Origin of the sequence: Pseudoxanthomonas indica, from assembly GCF_900167565.1 — a bacterium.
GTDB classification, from domain to species: domain Bacteria; phylum Pseudomonadota; class Gammaproteobacteria; order Xanthomonadales; family Xanthomonadaceae; genus Pseudoxanthomonas_A; species Pseudoxanthomonas_A indica.
Genome location: NZ_FUZV01000002.1, coordinates 709528 through 727522, shown reverse-complemented (window position 1 = coordinate 727522; position 17995 = coordinate 709528). Strand labels below are relative to the sequence as shown.

At 66.1% G+C, this 17995-nt stretch carries 15 protein-coding genes; 4 read left to right on the top strand and 11 right to left on the bottom strand.

The genetic code is table 11. The features are described from left to right. Positions 1-10: 10 nt before the first annotated feature. Positions 11-907, bottom strand: a complete 897-nt coding sequence (locus tag B5X78_RS13915; RefSeq protein WP_079725110.1) for a hypothetical protein — start codon at positions 905-907, stop codon at positions 11-13. A 186-nt stretch (positions 908-1093) separates the two neighbouring features. On the opposite strand from B5X78_RS13915, the gene B5X78_RS13910 reads away from it, so the two are divergent. Beyond that, entirely contained in the window at positions 1094-2041 is a 948-nt protein-coding gene (locus B5X78_RS13910; protein ID WP_079725109.1) for a hypothetical protein, read from the top strand. Positions 2042-2075: 34 nt separating this feature from the next. Here the strand turns inward: B5X78_RS13910 and B5X78_RS13905 are convergent, their stop codons facing one another. From B5X78_RS13905 to B5X78_RS13890, 4 genes are all read right to left on the bottom strand, one after another. Beyond that, complete coding sequence (locus B5X78_RS13905; protein WP_079725108.1) at positions 2076-3536, bottom strand: alpha/beta hydrolase family protein; 1461 nt, start codon at positions 3534-3536, stop codon at positions 2076-2078. A gap of 238 nt (positions 3537-3774) precedes the next feature. Then, entirely contained in the window at positions 3775-4374 is a 600-nt protein-coding gene (locus B5X78_RS13900) for a TetR/AcrR family transcriptional regulator (RefSeq protein ID WP_079725107.1), read from the bottom strand. Between the two features lie 11 nt (positions 4375-4385). Then, positions 4386-4880: a hypothetical protein gene (locus B5X78_RS13895; RefSeq protein WP_079725106.1), complete on the bottom strand. Its 495-nt coding sequence runs from the start codon at positions 4878-4880 to the stop codon at positions 4386-4388. 64 nt (positions 4881-4944) lie between these two features. Further along, complete coding sequence (locus B5X78_RS13890; RefSeq protein ID WP_139381568.1) at positions 4945-6063, bottom strand: WD40 repeat domain-containing protein; 1119 nt, start codon at positions 6061-6063, stop codon at positions 4945-4947. A 225-nt stretch (positions 6064-6288) separates the two neighbouring features. On the opposite strand from B5X78_RS13890, the gene B5X78_RS13885 reads away from it, so the two are divergent. After that, positions 6289-6849, top strand: a complete 561-nt coding sequence (locus B5X78_RS13885; RefSeq protein WP_079725104.1) for a dihydrofolate reductase family protein — start codon at positions 6289-6291, stop codon at positions 6847-6849. Here B5X78_RS13885 and B5X78_RS13880 read toward each other — a convergent pair. Further along, entirely contained in the window at positions 6788-8125 is a 1338-nt protein-coding gene (locus tag B5X78_RS13880) for an APC family permease (protein ID WP_079725103.1), read from the bottom strand. The genes B5X78_RS13885 and B5X78_RS13880 overlap by 62 nt on opposite strands. Before the next feature lie 95 nt (positions 8126-8220). Then, positions 8221-8928 (bottom strand): DUF2306 domain-containing protein, encoded by a 708-nt coding sequence (locus B5X78_RS13875; RefSeq protein ID WP_079725102.1) that lies wholly within the window; start codon positions 8926-8928, stop codon positions 8221-8223. 436 nt (positions 8929-9364) lie between these two features. On the opposite strand from B5X78_RS13875, the gene B5X78_RS13870 reads away from it, so the two are divergent. Then, on the top strand, positions 9365-11131 hold the full coding sequence (locus B5X78_RS13870; protein ID WP_176140872.1) for a peptide-N4-asparagine amidase: 1767 nt from the start codon (positions 9365-9367) through the stop codon (positions 11129-11131). A gap of 224 nt (positions 11132-11355) precedes the next feature. On the opposite strand, the gene B5X78_RS13860 is transcribed toward B5X78_RS13870, so the two are convergent. From B5X78_RS13860 to B5X78_RS13845, 4 genes are all read right to left on the bottom strand, one after another. Continuing rightward, positions 11356-12822 carry an L-aspartate oxidase gene (locus B5X78_RS13860; protein ID WP_229730733.1) on the bottom strand — a complete coding sequence of 489 codons (1467 nt, stop codon included), beginning with the start codon at positions 12820-12822 and terminating at the stop codon, positions 11356-11358. Then, positions 12819-13835 (bottom strand): quinolinate synthase NadA, encoded by a 1017-nt coding sequence (gene nadA / locus B5X78_RS13855; RefSeq protein WP_079725100.1) that lies wholly within the window; start codon positions 13833-13835, stop codon positions 12819-12821. The genes B5X78_RS13860 and nadA overlap by 4 nt, the downstream gene beginning before the upstream one ends. After that, on the bottom strand, positions 13832-14317 hold the full coding sequence (locus B5X78_RS13850; RefSeq protein WP_079725099.1) for a chorismate mutase: 486 nt from the start codon (positions 14315-14317) through the stop codon (positions 13832-13834). The genes nadA and B5X78_RS13850 overlap by 4 nt, the downstream gene beginning before the upstream one ends. Positions 14318-14467: 150 nt before the next feature. Continuing rightward, positions 14468-14947 (bottom strand): Lrp/AsnC ligand binding domain-containing protein, encoded by a 480-nt coding sequence (locus B5X78_RS13845; protein ID WP_079725098.1) that lies wholly within the window; start codon positions 14945-14947, stop codon positions 14468-14470. A 92-nt stretch (positions 14948-15039) separates the two neighbouring features. Here B5X78_RS13845 and B5X78_RS13840 point away from each other — a divergent pair, with 92 nt between their 5' ends. Beyond that, on the top strand, positions 15040-17985 hold the full coding sequence (locus B5X78_RS13840) for an L-glutamate gamma-semialdehyde dehydrogenase (RefSeq protein WP_079725097.1): 2946 nt from the start codon (positions 15040-15042) through the stop codon (positions 17983-17985). Positions 17986-17995: the final 10 nt, after the last annotated feature.

Below are 17995 nucleotides of genomic sequence, written 5' to 3'. Positions count from 1 at the left end.
CTCTGCGACTCTACCAACCCTTCCACTTTCCACCCGACCAGGGCTTGGCCTCGGTCGTCGGCGCCGACGTGGCGCGTTTCGGCTGCGAGGGATTCGGCGTGACGGGTGCCGTCGGCGTCACCGTCGGCGTACTGCTCATCGGTGTCGGTGTCGGTGAAGCAGGCGCCGACTCCACGGCCACCACCTGCAGATTCGCCGGCTGCGTGCTCCACGCCGGCCGGATCTCCGCCGCAATCCGCCGCATGGTCGAACGAATCGCGCGCTCGATGGCCAGGCTCAAGTCCGCGCGGGTTTTCGCCACGAACTGGTAGTCGCTCTTGAACAGATACGGCGTGTCGTCGATGCGGAATCCGACCCAGGTGACGATCACGTCGTGCCCTTGCGCAACGCCGCGGCGGTCGTAGCCGCCCTCCTGGTTGTCCCAGCAACCAATAATGTAGTCGGGTTCGCGCTTGGGTATCTCGGGATTGGCCTGCAGGCGAACGCGTTCGTTGGCGGGATCCTGCTGCGGCGGAAAGTACCAACCGCCGTACTGCATGGCCATGAAATTGTTGACCACCAGTTTCACCCGCGCATGGCCGTTGTGATAAACGTCGAAGCGCTCCAGTGTTACGCGATGATCCACGGCCTCCGGCAACTTGCGCGCCAGCAAGGCCTCGAACATGCGTGCCTTGGTGGGCTGGTACTCCTCGCGTCCCAAGTGATGCACGGCGTAGCGGCAACTGCTGATCAGGCCCTCGCCCGCCAGGAAGGCGGGATAGTCATCCGGCCCCGTGCCATCGACGACAAAGCCGCCGGGCGCATTCGCCAGATCGTGCATCGCCACGTTGCGTTGGAGGTTGGCGCAGCCCGTCAGCGCGAGCGGCAGCCCCAGCATTGCCAGCATCCTGGCCAGGTGTCGTTCCATGAAGTGTCCCCAAGACGCCCATCCGCCGCGACGAATGGCCTGCGCCAGCCGCCGCGTTCCCTTTGGTGTTTCCCCGTGGCGACTATAGGCGGGTCTTGGGGCTGGTGCCAGCGTCGCAAGCCGCATCCCAGGTGTCCGTATGCGGTCAAGGAATGCCGGCGAGGACTTTGGTGTACCTTCGCTGCCATGACCATTCCCAGACATTTGGACCTCGACTCCGTCAAAGTCCAGGCTCACGACGCCTTCGACCGTGGTGCCTTGAACGAAGCTTCGCTTCTGTTTGAATCTCTGCTGCTGCACAGGCCGGACTCCATCAGCACCCACTACATGCGCGGCCTGGTCCATAAGTACCTGCTTGATTGGCCCACATCCCTGCACCACAACCAGCGGGCCATCGAGTTGAACAATGAGGTGGATGAAGCCGAGCACTGGAATGCGGCCATCGCCGCCACTGCTCTGGGTCAATGGGATGTGGCTCGCAGACTCTGGACGGCGTTGGGCATCGGCATCGACGCAGGCTCGGGGCCCATCGAGGATGACTTCGGCGTTGCCGTGGTTCGACTCAACCCGTGGCACGCGGGTGAGACCGTGTGGGTGCGCCGCATCGACCCCGTACGGGCACGTGTGCTCAACGTCCCCACCCCAGAATCGGGTCACCGTTTTGGTGACATCGTCCTGCATGATGGTGCCTCCACAGGCACGCGATTGAATGCTGACGGACGCGATACGCCCGTTTTCAACGAACTAGCGCGGATGCAGCAATCCGAGTTCCAGACGTTTGTCGTATTTGTCAGTTGCGACGAGCCGGCCGACCTGCGGTCGCTACTTGATGCCACGCTTCCTGGAATTGGCTACGCCGAAGATTGGACACGAAGCCTGGTCAACTATTGCCTGCGCTGCAGCTATGGCGTTGCGCATCGTCATCGCGAGCCGGAAAAAGGCGCCTGGCAACCTGACCGCAACTTGGGTATTGCCGCACAAAGTCGCCTTTCAGTGGAAACGTTGCTGAAGAACTGGTCGGCAGCTGCACCAGGACGACAATGGGCTGGTATAGAGACGCGCGAGGTCCAGGCACCCGAGCTGCAGGAAGGTGGTGTCTGGTGGCGGGAGCCAGAGGACGACGAAAGTACCTGACACGGACCGACCCTGTTCCTGGTCGCCCTGCAGGCTACCTGGAATCTGCCGCCAGCACCTCGAGCTGCTTCACCGCATTGCGGTTGTCGGGATTCAGCTCGAGCGACCGCCGGAAATTCCTGATCGCAAGCGCCTTGTTCCCCGCCGCCTGATACCCCTCGGCCAGGCTGTCGGCGGCATCCCAGTTGCCGGGACACAAGGTGGCCCACAGCTTCAGCACTTCGACGGCATCCTGTGTGCGTCCTTCATCCAGCAGTCCGTATCCCCAGCGCTTCAAGTCGCGCTCGGACAACTCGAAGGCCTCGTCGCGCTTGCGCGCCTGCTGATACGCCTCACCGATGTGGGCAAAGCCACGCTGGCGCAGTTCGGCGGCCATCGAGGCCTGTGAGGGCGGCAGGTCTTCTGCCTGCCGGGCATCGACCCGCATGACATGCGGCGGCACGCCGTTCTCGCGCGGCATACGGCGTATGAAAGCGGCGCCCTTGTCGTCGTTCTTGAGAGTGGCATCGAGGAAGTGGCGCACGTAATCAGCCACGATGTTGTACGCCTGCGCCACTTCAGCGCGCGAATACTCGCCGAAATCCGCCTCAGCCGATTCGCGCAGATGGCGGGAAACAAAATCCACGTGGGTCATCGGATACATGGTCAGCTGGTGGACATCGGCGTATCTCGCCTCGTTCAACAGGCTGAAGGTCGTGTCGATTTCGGACTTGTTGATTTGCGGAATAGTGTCGGGGGTGCGCGAGATGTACAGCCACGGGACCGTCAGGTTCTGCGTGGGAATGAGCCTGGTGAAGGCCGGCTCGCGCGTGCCATCGAAACTGACCAACGCCGAGATGCGGTCATCGCGCGATGCGGCAAAGGCATTGCTCATGCCGCCCCAGCTCCAGCCAATCACGGCGATATGCCGGGCATCCACCTGCGGCAGGGACAGCGCATGGCCGAGCAGGAACTGGATGTCGCGCACCTGCGTTTCGACGTCGGCCATCGCGTAGTCGATGCCCTTGGCGTGCGTGCCCAGGCTGGTGCTGGCGACCACCACATAGCCGTGGCTGGCCAGGTGTTCGAACAGATCGGCATTCTCGTCGGCCGCACCGCCAGCGCCGGGCGCATAGATCACCAACGGGAAGCGGCCAGACATAGGCTGCGCATCCAGCGACGCGCGCATCGGCGACGTCAGGACGGCGCGAGCCTGCTCCGCGCCGAGACGATTGGACAGCGCCTGCTCGCCCTTGGCCACGGCTTGGGCTTTCCTCTCTTCGGACAGGTCGAACTGCAGTTCGGTGACGCGCGCATGCACGTAGTCGCCATAAGCCAGCTTCTGCGCCGTTGGCCGCGCCGGATACCAGATCAATGTCTGCATCGGTCGCGAGCGCTCGCCATGAACGGCGTCGCCGGTCAGGGGATCAATCGGCGCCTTGAAGGTGCGGCTGTAATCGTATTGCTTGACCACCTGCAGGCCGACGCCATAAGTGCCAGCGTTGGATGTGATCATGTGAGAGGTTTCGCCCGCCGTGGATGGCGACGCAAGGCAAATCAAGAGCAATACGCCACAACCACGAACGACAGACTTCACCAGTTTCTCCAGGAGTTCGAATGCCAAGCCCGTTCCGATGTCGGGCTCGCCTTGCGATCCGAGTCTAGGTGTGTCTGCCCTGCTGAAACAATCCGTCAAATGTCATGGCGATCCGTCGTGGTGATGGGCAGGCGACTGCATTACCCGTCCAGGCGATTCATTGCCGGGCCACGCGAAGCCGCTGGGTGGCCTGCCTGGCAATCTCCCAGAACAGCAACGCATTGCCGGTCGCTCGCGCGGAAAGCATGGCGCCATGCACCGACGCCATGAACATGGACGCTTCAGCCGATGGCGTATCGGCCAACGCCATCTTCCCCTCTGCCAGGCCTTGTTCCATGGTGGAGGCAAGCCAGGCGTGCAGATCCTTGAAGTGCGCCTTGACCTCGTCTGCGACTTCCGCGGGAATCGCGGGCAGTTCAGCCGCCAGCAGCGCGCAGATGCAGATGGGGGGATTGGAGGCCTGGATGCATTCCACCCAGTAGCGGCAGTAGGCGACGAGTCGTTCCAGGGGGTCGGCAATCGATTGTTCGAGCGATTGCAGGCCACGCTGCGTGGCTTGCCTGTGCAAGGCCACCGTGGTCTTCACCAGGTCGACCTTTGCCGGAAAGTGATGATGGATGCTGGCTTTGCGGACATCGACCAACTCGGCGATATCCGCGTAGCTGAAGCTGTTGTAGCCACCCGTGGCCAACAACTCATTGGTCCGCTGGATGATCTCCTGCGCCTTGGCCGAGTACTGGAGGGGCGATTCGGGCATCGGAGAAACCATCAGCCCTGCACCTTCGTTGCATGGGCACGCTGCCTGCCGAGCACGCGCAACTGCAAGGGGATGCCGACGATCAAGGCAAGCAGGAGCGCACCTTGCGCACCCAGCAACAGCGGGTCTTTCATGTCGGTCACCAGTGGTTGGCCGACGGGCAACCGACGCAGGGTTTCGCTGACCGTGGGAACCATCAGCAGGAAGACGCTGATGCTCAGGGATACCGTCTGGACGTACTTCCACCATCCCCTCGCGGGACCCCGCAGCGCGATGCCGTAACCCAGCAGGAGCAGCACCAGCGTGACGGTGGCAATGACGGTACTGATGGACTGATGAGCGATCGGATAGACCGTCAGTACGCCCAGCAGCATGAACCAGAAATAGGCGCGTCCGGCCCTGGACTCCGGAACGATGCGGCCGGACTTGACGAGCATGCAGGCCGCCAGGGGGATGGCGGGCAGGCTTCCGACGGTATGGAGCCAGCCAAGCGGGGAAATGGTCATGGAACGGGTTCGATGGGGGGGCAGAAGTCCAGCCTACCTACTGGTAGGTTTGGAGTCAACCGACCTACTCCTGGTCCAGATACCGGATCCGCGTCGCCCCGCCACTCTGCAGAATCAGCCCCGCCCGAATCTCCGGCAGCAGCACCGCCACCGGGTGGGTGGTGTTGGCCATGTATCGCCACGCCTGCCCGCCCTTCAGATCGATCAACTCGATCCGACCGCGGGTGGACTCATTGCCCGCCAATACCAGCCAGCTTTCGCCGGGCGTGTACGAGGCCCAATGGACCGCCTGCAAGGTGATCGGATAGGTGCGCTCGCGCGCCCAGGTCTGCGTGTTCCACAGCACGACTTCGGCCTGCTGGCCGGCGATGTTCGCCGCCTTGTCCTGGCGTTTCTGTTTGGACAGCCAGTTGACCGTGACCAGGCGCTTGCCCTCATCACGCAGCATCACGGCGAGTACGTCCGTGCGCGATTCGAGGTTGTAAGTCGAGGTGCCGCTGACGACCTGCAACGTGGGGGTCTGGCCGGTGATGTCGAGCCTCAGCAGTTTGAGTTCTCCACTGCTGCTGCCTGCGGCCATCAAGCCGGACTGTTTGTCCGAACCCAGCGCGGAAACCGACGCCCCCTTGAACAGCAATGGCTTGCCCACGATCGCGCGGCGTGCATGATCGTAGAGGTGCAGTTCGTTGGCGCTGGCAATGAGGTAGTAACCCTTGAATGGCGTGGCCGCCACCGGACCACCCGTCCATTCGCCCGGCAATGCCAGCAGCAACTTGCCCGAGTGCGCATCCCACACCTTGGGCATGCCTTCCGGATCGAGATTCATCACCGTGGTGCCGGCCGAGCTGGTCAGGACGATGCCGTCTTCAGGACCGATAGCGATGTGATCGATGCGAACCGTGTGCGCCTGGCGCGCGATGCGCGCGTCGGCCTTGCGCGTGTCCCACAGTTCGAGCCGGCCGCTGTCCCGCCCGATCGCCAGGATTTTCGTCCGCGGGTCGTAAGCGACGGCGGTGGCGGCGTCATCGATGCGGCGATTCAAGTCGATGAAGTTCTGCGTGAACGCATCGGTGGGGCCGGCGCTGCCGGCGCTGGCGGCACCGGCGCTGCAGCCAGTCTGCGCGCCCAACGCGCAAACGAGTAGCAGGTTGATCATCGATTTCAGCAATGAGTCTGCGTCCATGTATTCCCCTGACCGAAGGCGGGTATACGCAATCAGCGAACAGACCACGGCTTACCCCGACCGTGGTTGTTGCAGTGGGCGAATCTTAGCAAGCACGACGAGCGGAAGGACGGCGCAATCGGTGAAGAGGTCGGTGTCGACTTTCGCGATGTTTGTCGGCGCTCGTTGTGACAAACGGCCATGGCGTGTACCGTCCGGTGTCTCTTCCGTTGTCGAGGTGCGCACTTGAAGACCCAGTACTACACGTCCTCGAGCCTGGATGGATTCCTCGCCACCGAGGATGACTCGCTCGATTGGTTGTTTCCGCTCGGCGACATCAACGAGACCAGCTATCCCGCTTTCTTTGAGCATGTCGGCGCCATCGCGATGGGCTCGTCCACCTACGAATGGATCGTGCGCAATGCACAGGCGGTTTCCGAACAGACCGGTTCGGCATGGCCGTACCTGCAGCCCACCTGGGTGTTTACCAGCCGCCAGCTTCCGGTCATTGCCGGAGCGAACGTATCGTTCGTCAACGGCGATGTGGCGTCGGCGCATGCGCAGATGCGCGCGGCGGCGGCAGGCAGGAATGTGTGGATCATGGGCGGCGGCGATCTGGCCGGGCAATTCCATGACGCTGGCCTGCTGGACGAGATCATCGTGACCATCGGCTCGGTCACGCTGGGCAAGGGCAAGCCGTTGTTCCCGCGACGTGTGTTGAGCCCGGCGTTGACGCTGATGTCAGTCAGCCAGATGGGGCCGGGCTTCGCCGAACTGACCTACCGCGTAACCAGCACACCAGCGTAGCCACGAGCAGGAAGGCCAGCGTGGCCAGCAGTTCGCGCCGCGCCAGCGTGGACAGCAGCCAGAGGATGATGACCGCCGCCGCGAGTGGCACGAAGGGTCCGCCCGGGATGACGAAGGGGCTGGCCTGCGCGCCTGCAAGTTGGCTGCGCAGGCGCAGCACCGACAGGCAGACAATCAGATACAGCACCAGCGTGCCGGCGACCGACAAGGTGGCGATCTGGCGGAACGATGCCGAAATCGCCACCGCCACCACCAACGCCGCGTACAGCACGATGGCGGCTGCAGGCGTCTGGAAGCGCGGATGGACGTAGGCCATGAAGCGCGGCAACTGGCCCGCATAACCCAGCGCATAGCCCACGCGCGGCGAAGACAGCATGTCGGCCACAAGATAGCCGCCGGCCGAGGCCAGCGTCAGCAACGCGATGGCGCGATAACCCCACGGTCCCAGCAGCTCGTCGGCAGTGTCGGCCAGCGGTGCGGAGGACGTGGCGAGCGCCGCGCCAAGCACGCCTTGCGTCACCGTCTGCAGCCCGATGTAGAGCGCGGCAATCATGCCCAGCGCCAAGGCGATGGCGCGGGGAATCGTGCGCGCGGGATTGCGGGTTTCGCCCGACACCGACAAGCCGCTCTCGATGCCGATGAAGGCCAGCACCAGGATCAATGAAGCCTCGCCAATCTTCGGCAACGGCGGCACCGCAGGCCAGGCCAGGTTCTGCGGTTGGAGGGCGAACAAACCCACCAGGACCAGCCCCACCAGCGGGGTGAGTTTCATGATGCCGATGGCCACCGACAGCTTGCTGCCATCGCGCGCACCCAGCACGTTGACCAGCGCCAGCAGCGCATAGACCAGCACCAATACGATGGCCCCCAGCCACGGCGCAGCGACTGCAGGCCAGAACGTGCCAAGCGTGTCGATGAAGAAGCGCGCCAGCGCCGCCGCCGAGCCCATCGCGTTGGCGAACAGCAAAAGCATGCCTGCCACGCCACCGGTGACCGGGCCAAAGGCGGCCGTGGCGTAGGCATACAGTCCACCCGCTTCCGGCACGCGACTTCCCGCTTCGGCCATGCACAGCGCCACCAGCCCGATCAGCACCAGGCAGACCCCGTACGCCAGAATCGCCGCAGGTCCCAGTACTCCGGCCACCAGCGAAGGCAACACGAAGATGCCCACGCCCACCACGCAGTTGAACGCGGTGAACGCTACCCCGCCCACGCCAATCACCCGCGGCAGTTGCGCAGGCCCCACCAGCGGGGCTTCGATGCGACGCTTGTCCATCCACCTTCCCCCTCTGGCGATGCCGGGCGTACGCGGCGACGACCTGCAAGGCGCTCTCAAGGAGCCATACGCAGTCGCTCGGGGAACTCGGCCAGTTACACGGGCCCCGCGTCTGCCGCGCGCGACAAGCCCGCCTGCGCCTGCCCTGCCCGACGTCGATGCCAGAGCGCCCACGAACGGCGCCCGATTTCGAACAGCAACAGCGGCAGCGCCCAGCTGACCCACAGCATCATGGCAATGACATCAGGCGGATCGGCCAGGGTCATGACGCCCGGTGTGTGGATGACCAAGCGGAAGGTGATGGGCGCCAACGTCACCAGCCAGGCGCGGGTCATCCAGCGACGGTGCTTCTGCACCTGTCCGCGCCGGATCGCCACCAGGCCAATGAGCGAGGTGCTCAACCAGGCCCAGGCGGTGGCGGCAAACGCCATTCGGATCGCGAATGGCGCAGGTGAGGTGGCGATCAAACCGACCGCGCCGGTGGAGGCGATCAGGATGCCGGCCAGATAGCCGCGGCCGGTCCAGCGGTGCACGCGCGAAAACGCGCGCGGCCACTGGGTCAGGAACTGCACCAGGCCGAGCACGATCGCCAGAGTGCCGCCGGCGAGATGGGTCCACAGCCAGGCGCGGCGCGTCCAGAACATCGTGTACGTGGCCGGGGCGACGTGCCGGTACTTCGCGTGGACGCTGATCAGGAAATCGACGCACCAGGCCGCCAGCGCGATCAACGCAAGGGCGAGCAGTACACGCGTCAGCAGGGATTGACCCTGGGGGCTGGCTACTTCCTCGCGGCTTGGCGACATGGACGCTCCGTGGCTGGCGCTGGAGGGCCAAGAGTACTGTTTCCTTTCCTTTGGCTCGACTGCCGGCGCCGGATTCTGAATACCCGTCAGGTGCGATCGCCGCGGCCAAGCCTCACCGTCGCGCATTCAGCAGACGGTTCCCGCGCGTGCGTCGCATCCGTCGTTCGCGTTCTGACGACATACTCGAACCTACCGTGGCCCGGTCTTGCGTCAGCGGGAGTCGACCATGAGCAGATTGGCAGGTATGCAGTGGAGTGTTGTCGCGTGCGGGGGCGTGGTTATCGTGGCGCTGGCCAGCCAGTCCGGCAAAATTTCCGAAGCAGCCGGATCGCCGCAACGCCAGCATGTCCGGCCAGCAACGTCTGCCGACGGGAAAATCCGGGACATGCAAGGCGCCTTTGCCGCAACGGAATCGACGGCGATACCTCTGCAGGACATGGCGGCAGCCTCCGCGGTCATCGGCTCCAGCGACACGGTGGACATCACGCCTGCCATTCCGCGCGCGTCCGGTACGCCCTGCGTGGTCGAGCTGTTCCGCAATGCCGAACTGGCCGAACCTGGCCGACCCTTTTTCGGCGAAGAACAGAGCTTTCCTTATGCACCACCCGCCGCCTGCCCGGGGCCCTGGGCCAAGGTCATCGTCAAGGTGGCGCTACAGAACGACAGCCCGTCGGCGTATGGCGATGGCCTGACACTGGCGCAACTGGTGATCGGTGGTGTGCCGTTGTACGCCGGTGGAGGCCAGTTCGATGATCGACCCACGCACTGGCGGGTCGAGCGCGATGTCACCGACTACAGCGCGGTCCTGCATTCGGCCGGTGAAGGCTTCCTGGAACTGCGCGCCAGCCCGCGCTACTCCGATCGCTTCCGCTCACCCTATCGGGTCAGCGCCACGCTGCTGTTCTATCCCGCCAATCCCAACAACCGCGCCCAACACGTGCCGGATCAGGTGCATTCGTTGACGCCGCGGGGATTCGGCGAGGTGCTTGCGCCGGCATCGCCGTTCTCCGCGAGTGTCGAACTGCCCCGCAACATCGAACGTGCCTATCTGGATGTGATTGCGCAGCCGCGATACGGCAATGACCTGCACTGGTTCTCCTGCCTGAGCGCGGAACTGCTGGCCGAATTCCCCGAGCTCACCCATCCCTATGCCATCGGTCCGGCGCGACTCGGCCTGGAAGGTGGGCCTGTGCCACAGGGCTGCAGCGGTGGCAGTTTCCGCGAAGTTCGGGTGAGCATCGATGGACAGCCGGCCGGACTGGCGCCGGTATTTCCCAAGGTGCATCCGCAGTTCAGTGCGTCATGGGGCTCGACGCCCCTCTATCGCCCCCTGCCCACGCCGCGAGCGCTGGGCTACCTGCCCTATCGGGTCGACCTGACCCCGTTTGCCGCCTTGCTCAGCGATGGCAGCCCGCATGTGATCGCGTTGTCGCTGGACAGCACCGGCGCGACGGTGGACTTCGATGTGTCCGGCACGCTGCTGCTCTACCAGGACGCGGGCACGCGGCAAATCACCGGGCAGGTCACGCGCAATACGCTGACAGCGATATCCGCCCCGCGGGTCAGTGACAACATCCATCGCAACAGCGCCGGCGAAGTGCGTGGCCTGGTCACCACCCAGGCCGTGCATCACTACGATCTGGAAGGCTTCGTCGATACCTCGCGCGGACGCATTGAAACCCGTGTCAGCCGCACGTTCTCCTTCAACAACAAGCAGAACGTGTACGCCCGGGATCCGGCCGGCACCGCCGACGACGCCTACCTGATGGTGATCGACCTGGACACCCGTGCCGCCGCCGTGACCCGGCAATGGCGCGACGGCACCTTGATTGTCGAAGATGCCGACACGCTGGTCATGCCGCTGATCCTGGATTACCAGTTCGGCGCCGCGAACATGCACCAGACCGTTTCGCTGCGCAGCGAACGCTGGCGACCCGGCATCGCGCGCTACTACGCGCGGCTGCGGCACGAGGCCATCCTCAACTACCACGCCTCCGGCCCCGGCGTGCCTTACTGGCAATCCACCCAGAGTCATCTGTTCCGCGATTCGTACGGCAGTTGCCACACCATCAACGCCAGCTCCGATGGCGGCGTGCTGGGCACGTATGACGAAGGCGTGGACTGTCCCGATGGACGCAACCGCCTGTTCTGGGCCTCGCATCCGGATGGATCGCCCGATGACCTTAGCTGGGCCGGCCGGTAGTCAGACGCACCGGTCAATGCCTGTCCGCCGTGCAGCTGAGCCGCGAGCATGGGCTGGGCTTCGTCGCCGGGCCGACGTTGAATGTCTACAACCACGACGCGCTGCAGCTGTTGATCGAAGATGGACTGCGACGCTGGGTGCCCGGGGTCGAACAGGGACGCGAGCTGCTGCAGGAGATGGCAAGGCCTCACTGGCGGCGTTGCTGCCGGACTAGCCGCGCGGCCTCAGCCGGCGGCGTCTTCGCGATAGTGCGCGCCGAGGCTCAGACGGCGCCGCGAAGCGGCCTGCAGGAAGCGCTCCATCAACTTGCCCTGCCAGCTGGCGCCGATCGCGGCGTCGCTGCCGAGCCGCTCGATGGCTTCGGCCATGCGCCTGCCATGGCGTACCGGCCCCAACGTCGACCACGCCAATTGCCTGAGTTGATCGAGCGCGGGCGGATCGGCGGCGACGCCGCGGTCGACCCAGCGCTCCTTGCCCTGCGCCGGCACATGCAGGCGCACATGCGCCAGGTGCCGGCCCAGGCGACGACCAAACACCACGCCTTCCAGCAGGGAATTGCTGGCCAGGCGGTTGGCGCCATGCACGCCATTGCAGGCCACTTCGCCCACCGCATACAGGCCGGCCACGTCGGTGCGACCTTCCAGATCCACGGCCACGCCGCCCATGTGGAAATGCGCGGCCGGCGTGACCGGAATCAATTGCTCACGCGGATCGATGCCGTGGCGGAGGCACAGCGCGAACACCGTCGGAAAACGGAGCGCCCAGTCGCCTGGCAGATGCCGCGCATCCAGCCAGACCTGCCCGCCCGCTTGCCGGCATTCCCAGACGCGCCGCGCCACCGTATCGCGCGGCGCCAGATCGCCGAGCGGATGACGCCCCTTCATCAAGGCACGGCCGCGCTCATCGAGCAGGCGTGCGCCGGCGCCGCGCAGGGCTTCGGTGATCAAGGGCAGCGCGCCCGTGCGCGCCACGTCCAGCGCGGTGGGATGGAACTGCATGAACTCGGTATCCCGCAGGCGCGCGCCGCAGGCCAGCGCCAAGGCCATGCCGTTGCCATCGGCGGTGGCCGGATTGGTGGTGGCGGCGAACAGGGCCCCACAACCGCCCGTGGCCAGCACCAGTTCGGCGCATGCGAGTTCCTGCGTGGCGCCCGTCGCCAGCTCCACCAGGCCCACGCCGGAGACGCGGCCGTCGCGCAGGCGCACGGCATCCAATAGTGACGGCGGCAACCAGGTGATGTGAGGCGCCTGCTGCACCGCGCGCATCAATGCCAGCAGCAGCCTGTGACCGCTGGCATCCCCGCCGGCATGCACGACACGCGCGCAGCCATGGCCCCCTTCCCTTCCCAGCTCCAGCCGATCGCCATCGTGATCGAAGGCGATGCCCTGCGCCTGCAGCCAGCGCACCGCCAGCGCGGCATTGCCGACCAGGTACTGCACGGCGTCGTAGTCATTGTGGTCCGCGCCGGCCACCATCGTGTCGCGCGCGTGCGCGGCAGCGGAGTCGTCATCCGCCATCGCCGCGGCGATGCCGCCCTGCGCCAGCGCGGTACAGCCGCCGCTGCCGGGTGGCGAGCCGCCTACCAGCAGCACCGGCCGCGGCGCGGCTGCCAGCGCCGTGGCCAGCCCGGCCACGCCGGTTCCCACCACCACCAGGGCGCTGGCGGACGCGCTGGCTGACGTCTGGCTCACACGCGATCCCGCCGACCGACTGCCAGCATCCGTTCCAGCGCGGCGCGTGCGCGCACGGACGTGCCGTCGTCAATCTCGACCGGATGGCGGAGCTCACGCAGGCAGTCGAAGATCTTCGGCAGGGTGATGCGCTTCATGTGCGGACACAGATTGCAGGGCTTGACGAACTCGATGTCCGGGAAACGCGTGCGCATGTTGTCGCCCATCGAGCACTCGGTGATCAGCGCCACCCGCGCCGGCCGTTCGCGTTCCAGCCAGCTGCCCATGGCGGTGGTGGAACCGACGAAATCGGCTTCCTCCAGTACCTCCGGCGGGCACTCCGGATGCGCGACTACGCGCGCATCGAAGCGCTCGCGCACATGCCGCACCTGCTGGCCGGTGAACTGCTCGTGCACTTCGCAGCGGCCGTTCCACAACACCAGTTCCACGTTCGTCATCGACGCCACATGCCGGCCGAGGAACTGATCCGGCAGGAAGATCACCTTGTCCGCACCCATCGACTCCACCACCTGCAGCGCATTGGCCGAGGTGCAGCAGGCGTCGGATTCGGCTTTCACCGCGGCCGTGGTGTTGACGTAGGTGACCACCGGCGCGCCTGGGTGCAGGGCGCGCAGGCTGCGTACGTCGTCTGCGGTGATCGCGCTGGCCAGCGAGCAACCTGCCTCGGGATCCGGAATCAGCACGGTGCGATCCGGCGCCAGGATCTTCGCCGTTTCGGCCATGAAGTGGACGCCGCACAGCACAATCACCCCGGCGTCCACCTGCGCCGCCGCCTGCGCCAGCGCCAGCGAATCACCGGTGATGTCGGCCACGCCGTGGAAGATCTCCGGCGACTGATAGCTGTGCGCCATGATCACCGCGCCACGCTCGCGCTTGAGCTGCTGGATGGCGTCGATCCACGGCAGGTGGAACGGCCATTCCAGGCAGGGCACGCCCTCGCCCGCGCGCGCCATCATCTCCGCATGACGTTCCATCAAATCCGGCGACCACGCCGGACGCGCTGCCGCACTCATGCCACGCCCCGGCGCAACTGGTGCGCGGCGCGTGCGCGCTGCACGACGCGGGCGCCACGTTGCAGCGCGATGCGCAGGCCCAGCGGAACGCTTTCCCAGGGCATGCGCTCCAGCAGGTTGCGCAGCAGCAGGCCCAGCTCGGTGTCGCCGGTCAGGGTCAGGCGCCTCCGTCTGCCGCGGATCGCTTGCAGGCTGCGCAATGCCTCCGGCGATGCGATGGCCCGGGTCAGCAGGCGCGGCACCAGCACCCGTTGCCAGCGGGCGGCGTCGGGGTCGAGCCCGCAGCGAAGCGCCTGGCGCCGTGCACGCTCCGTCACCCGCTGCTCGCGCTGTGCATCCTGGCGACGCAGTCCCGCATGCGCTTTCACCCGGCCGGCCAGTGCGGCCAGGCGTTGCCGATGGGCGAACAGCGTCACCATGCGATCATCGATGTGATCGATGGCATGGCGTGCGCCGGACAGGGCGAGGCGATCAAGCCACATCGTCTTCGCGCCTGCTTGTGTGATCTGCCGGGAGTTGCAGGAAAGATTGCATGGCGTACCGGAGGCCGCCCCCAGGCGGTCAGAAGCGGCACATGCTAGGAAGCCGACCGGCTCCTGCCATTGACACAAATCAAGTCGAACGCCCGGCGACTACAGGCCCAGATGGATGTCGGGACTGTTCTTGACCTCTTCCATCACCGCGTAGGTGCGGGTCTCGCGCACGCCGGGCAGGCCCCACAGCACGCGCCCGGCCAGGTCACGGTAGTCGGACATGTCGGCGGCGCGCACCTTGATCAGGTAATCGAAACCGCCTGCCACCAGGTGGCACTCCATGATCTCGGGCCGGTCCTGCACCGCCTGCTTGAACTCCTCCAGGATGTGCGGGGTGGTGCGGTCCAGCAGCACTTCGACGAACACCAGCATGCCTGCGCCGAGCAATTCGGGGTTCAAGCGCGCGCGATAGCCGAGGATGAAACCGGCGGCGGTCAGCCGGCGCACGCGTTCCAGCGTCGCCGTCGGCGACAGGTGCACGGCCTCGGCCAGGGCCAGATTGGTCATGCGGCCGTCTTGCTGGAGCAGGCCGAGGATTCTGCGGTCAGTCCGGTCCAACGCCGTGGATTGTTCGCTCATGGGCCGGATTCTGCCACATCTATGGAGATTAACGCGGCGCTGATCACCGGACACTTGCACACCGATCTCCACCTCCCTTCAACCGGTGAACCATGCGCCTGCCCACGCCCTACCGCCCCGAATCCGACGTCGTCACTCCCCTGCTCGCCTCGCTGGAGGCGCTGGATTGGGAGGCGGCCAGCCGCGACGCCGTCGGCTGGATCGAGCAGGTGCGCGCTTCCCGCCCGTCCAGCTTCGCGATGGAATCGCTGCTGCGTGAGTACCCGCTTTCCAGCGCCGAAGGGCTGGCGCTGATGCGGCTGGCCGAAGCGCTGCTGCGCGTGCCCGATGCGCAGACCGCGATGCGGCTGACCGCCGACCAGCTTTCCCGCGCCGATTTCAGCGAGGTGTCCGACTCCTGGCTGGCCACGTTGACCCGCCATGCCATCGGCCTGTCGAAGAAGATGCTCGGCGACGATGGCCAGCGCGAAGGCTTCCTCGCCAAGGTCGGCGGGAAGGCGGTGGTCGCTGCCACCGTGCGCGCCGTGCAGCTGATGGGCAACCAGTTCGTCATGGGCCAGACCCTGGATGAGGCGCTGGCAACGGCACGCAAGCAGCGCAAGGCGCACGCCGGCCTGCGCTGGTCCTACGACATGCTCGGCGAAGGCGCGCGCACCGATGCCGATGCACTGGCCTACCTGGACAAGTACCGCGTGGCCATTGCCACGCTGGCCGCGCAGCGCGACCGCAGCGTGCCGGTGGAACGGGCCGACGGCATCTCGATCAAACTCTCGGCCATTGACGCCCGCTTCGAAGCCCTGCAGCGCGATCACGTCATGGCGGTGCTGGTGCCGCGCGTGCGCGAACTGGCGCAGGCCGCCGCCGCCGCCGACATCAACCTGACCATCGATGCCGAGGAGAGCGAGCGGCTGGAGATCTCGCTGGAGGTGTTCGAGGCGGTCGCGCGCGAGGTGGCTGCCCTGTACCCGCAATGGCAAGGCTTTGGCCTGGCCGTGCAGGCTTACCAGACGCGTGCACTGGACGTGATTGCCGAGGTCGTGCGCATCGCACGCGCGCATGGCCAGCGCTTCATGGTGCGGCTGGTCAAGGGCGCCTACTGGGATTACGAAATCAAGCGCGCGCAGGAACTGGGGCTGCCGGCGTTCCCGGTGTTCAGCCATCGCCATCACACCGACATCGCCTACCTGGCCTGCGCGCAGGCGATGCTGGCCGCGCCCGATGCGCTGTATCCGCAGTTTGCCGGTCACAACGCCGGCACCATTGCCGCCGTGCTGCAGATGGCGCGCGCAGCGGGCGTGCCGTTCGAACTGCAGCGCCTGCATGGCATGGGCGAAGCCGTGCATGCGCAGGTGCGCGCGCAATACCCGGACGTGGGCCTGCGCGTGTATGCGCCCATCGGCGCCTACGAAAGCCTGCTCGCCTACCTGGTACGACGGCTGCTGGAAAACGGCGCCAACTCCTCCTTCGTCAACCAGTTGGGTGACGAACGCATTGCGCCTGCGGCGCTGGTGCCCTCGCTGCTCAGGCTGAGCGCGCACAGCGGCGTCACCTTGCCGTTGGATCTGTTCGAGGGTCGGCGCAATACCGCTGGCCTGGATCCGACCAGCGCCGACATGGCCACCTCACTGCAGGCGGCATGGATCACGGCGGATCTGGCCACGCCGCCGGAAACCGCTGTGGATGACATTGGCCAGATCGTCGATACGCTGGCGGCCGCGCAGCGCGGCTGGAATGCGCTGGCGGTGGAAGCACGCGCCGACATCCTGGATCGCGCCGCCGATGCCCTGGAACGCGACCTGCCGCTCTGGTGCGCGTTGATCGTGCGCGAAGGTCATCGCACCTGGGCCGACGCGATACCGGAAGTCCGCGAGGCCGCCGACTTCTGCCGCTACTACGCCCAGCAGGCGCGCGAGTGGATGGCCACCCGCACGCTGCGCAGCATCACCGGCGAGCGCAATACCTGGCGCCTGCGTGGTCGCGGGGTGTGGGCATGCATCTCGCCGTGGAATTTCCCGCTGGCGATCTTCGCCGGCCAGGTGGTCGCCGCGCTGGTCACCGGCAATACGGTCGCCGCCAAGCCGGCGGAACAGACGCCGGGCGTGGCCGCGCGCTTCATCGCCTTGCTGCACGACTGCGGCGTGCCGCGCGATGTGCTGATCGGCGTGTATGGCGCGGGCGACACCGGCGCGGCGCTGGTCGCGCATCCGCAAATCGCCGGCGTGGCCTTCACCGGTTCCACCGCCGTGGCGAAGGTGATCGCGCGCACGCTGGCTGGCAAGGACGGTCCCATCGTGCCGCTGATCGCCGAGACCGGCGGCATCAACGCGATGATCGTCGACGCCACCGCACTGCTCGAGCAGGTGGTCGACGCGGTGGTGCAGAGCACGTTCCGCAGCGCCGGCCAGCGCTGTTCGGCGCTGCGCCTGCTGTGCGTGCAGGAGGACATGGCCGATGGCCTGCTGGAGATGCTGCGCGGCGCCATCGGCCTGCTGCGCGTCGGTGCGCCGTCGGACCTGGCCAGCGATCTGGGTCCGGTCATCGATGCCGAGGCGCTGGCCAAACTGCAGCAGCAGATCGCGCAACTGGAGCAGCAAGCGCGGCTGATTGCCCGCGCGGAACTGCCTGCCGATCTGGCCAACGGCATCGCCCCGGTCGCCTTCGAGATAGACGCCATCGAGCATGCGGGCGAAGAGATCTTCGGGCCTGTGCTGCAGGTGGTGCGCTGGCGCGGTGAGATCGAGCCCGTGGTCGAACGCATCAACGCACTCGGCTACGGCCTCACGCTGGGCGTGCAGACCCGCATCGATCAGCGTGCCAGCCAGATTGCCGACAGCGCCCATGCCGGCAATGTCTACATCAACCGCAACATGATTGGCGCGGTGGTCGGCGTGCAACCGTTCGGCGGCGAAGGCCTGTCCGGCACTGGCCCCAAGGCCGGCGGACCGCTGTACCTGACCCGCTTCTGCAGCGAATCCACGCTCAGCATCAACACCGCCGCGGCCGGCGGTGATGTGGAGCTGATGACCCGGGTGGAGTGAGCTGGGCTAC

Coding starts and splice junctions, on each gene's coding strand:
- B5X78_RS13870 (WP_176140872.1), top strand. CDS start 9,365: ATGGCGGCAGCCTCCGCGGTCATCGGCTCCAGCGACACGGTGGACATC.
- B5X78_RS13895 (WP_079725106.1), bottom strand. CDS start 4,880: ATGACCATTTCCCCGCTTGGCTGGCTCCATACCGTCGGAAGCCTGCCC.
- nadA (WP_079725100.1), bottom strand. CDS start 13,835: ATGAGTGCGGCAGCGCGTCCGGCGTGGTCGCCGGATTTGATGGAACGT.
- B5X78_RS13900 (WP_079725107.1), bottom strand. CDS start 4,374: ATGCCCGAATCGCCCCTCCAGTACTCGGCCAAGGCGCAGGAGATCATC.
- B5X78_RS13875 (WP_079725102.1), bottom strand. CDS start 8,928: ATGTCGCCAAGCCGCGAGGAAGTAGCCAGCCCCCAGGGTCAATCCCTG.
- B5X78_RS13850 (WP_079725099.1), bottom strand. CDS start 14,317: ATGTGGCTTGATCGCCTCGCCCTGTCCGGCGCACGCCATGCCATCGAT.
- B5X78_RS13890 (WP_139381568.1), bottom strand. CDS start 6,063: ATGGACGCAGACTCATTGCTGAAATCGATGATCAACCTGCTACTCGTT.
- B5X78_RS13880 (WP_079725103.1), bottom strand. CDS start 8,125: ATGGACAAGCGTCGCATCGAAGCCCCGCTGGTGGGGCCTGCGCAACTG.
- B5X78_RS13845 (WP_079725098.1), bottom strand. CDS start 14,947: ATGAGCGAACAATCCACGGCGTTGGACCGGACTGACCGCAGAATCCTC.
- B5X78_RS13910 (WP_079725109.1), top strand. CDS start 1,094: ATGACCATTCCCAGACATTTGGACCTCGACTCCGTCAAAGTCCAGGCT.
- B5X78_RS13840 (WP_079725097.1), top strand. CDS start 15,040: ATGCGCCTGCCCACGCCCTACCGCCCCGAATCCGACGTCGTCACTCCC.
- B5X78_RS13905 (WP_079725108.1), bottom strand. CDS start 3,536: ATGATCACATCCAACGCTGGCACTTATGGCGTCGGCCTGCAGGTGGTC.
- B5X78_RS13915 (WP_079725110.1), bottom strand. CDS start 907: ATGGAACGACACCTGGCCAGGATGCTGGCAATGCTGGGGCTGCCGCTC.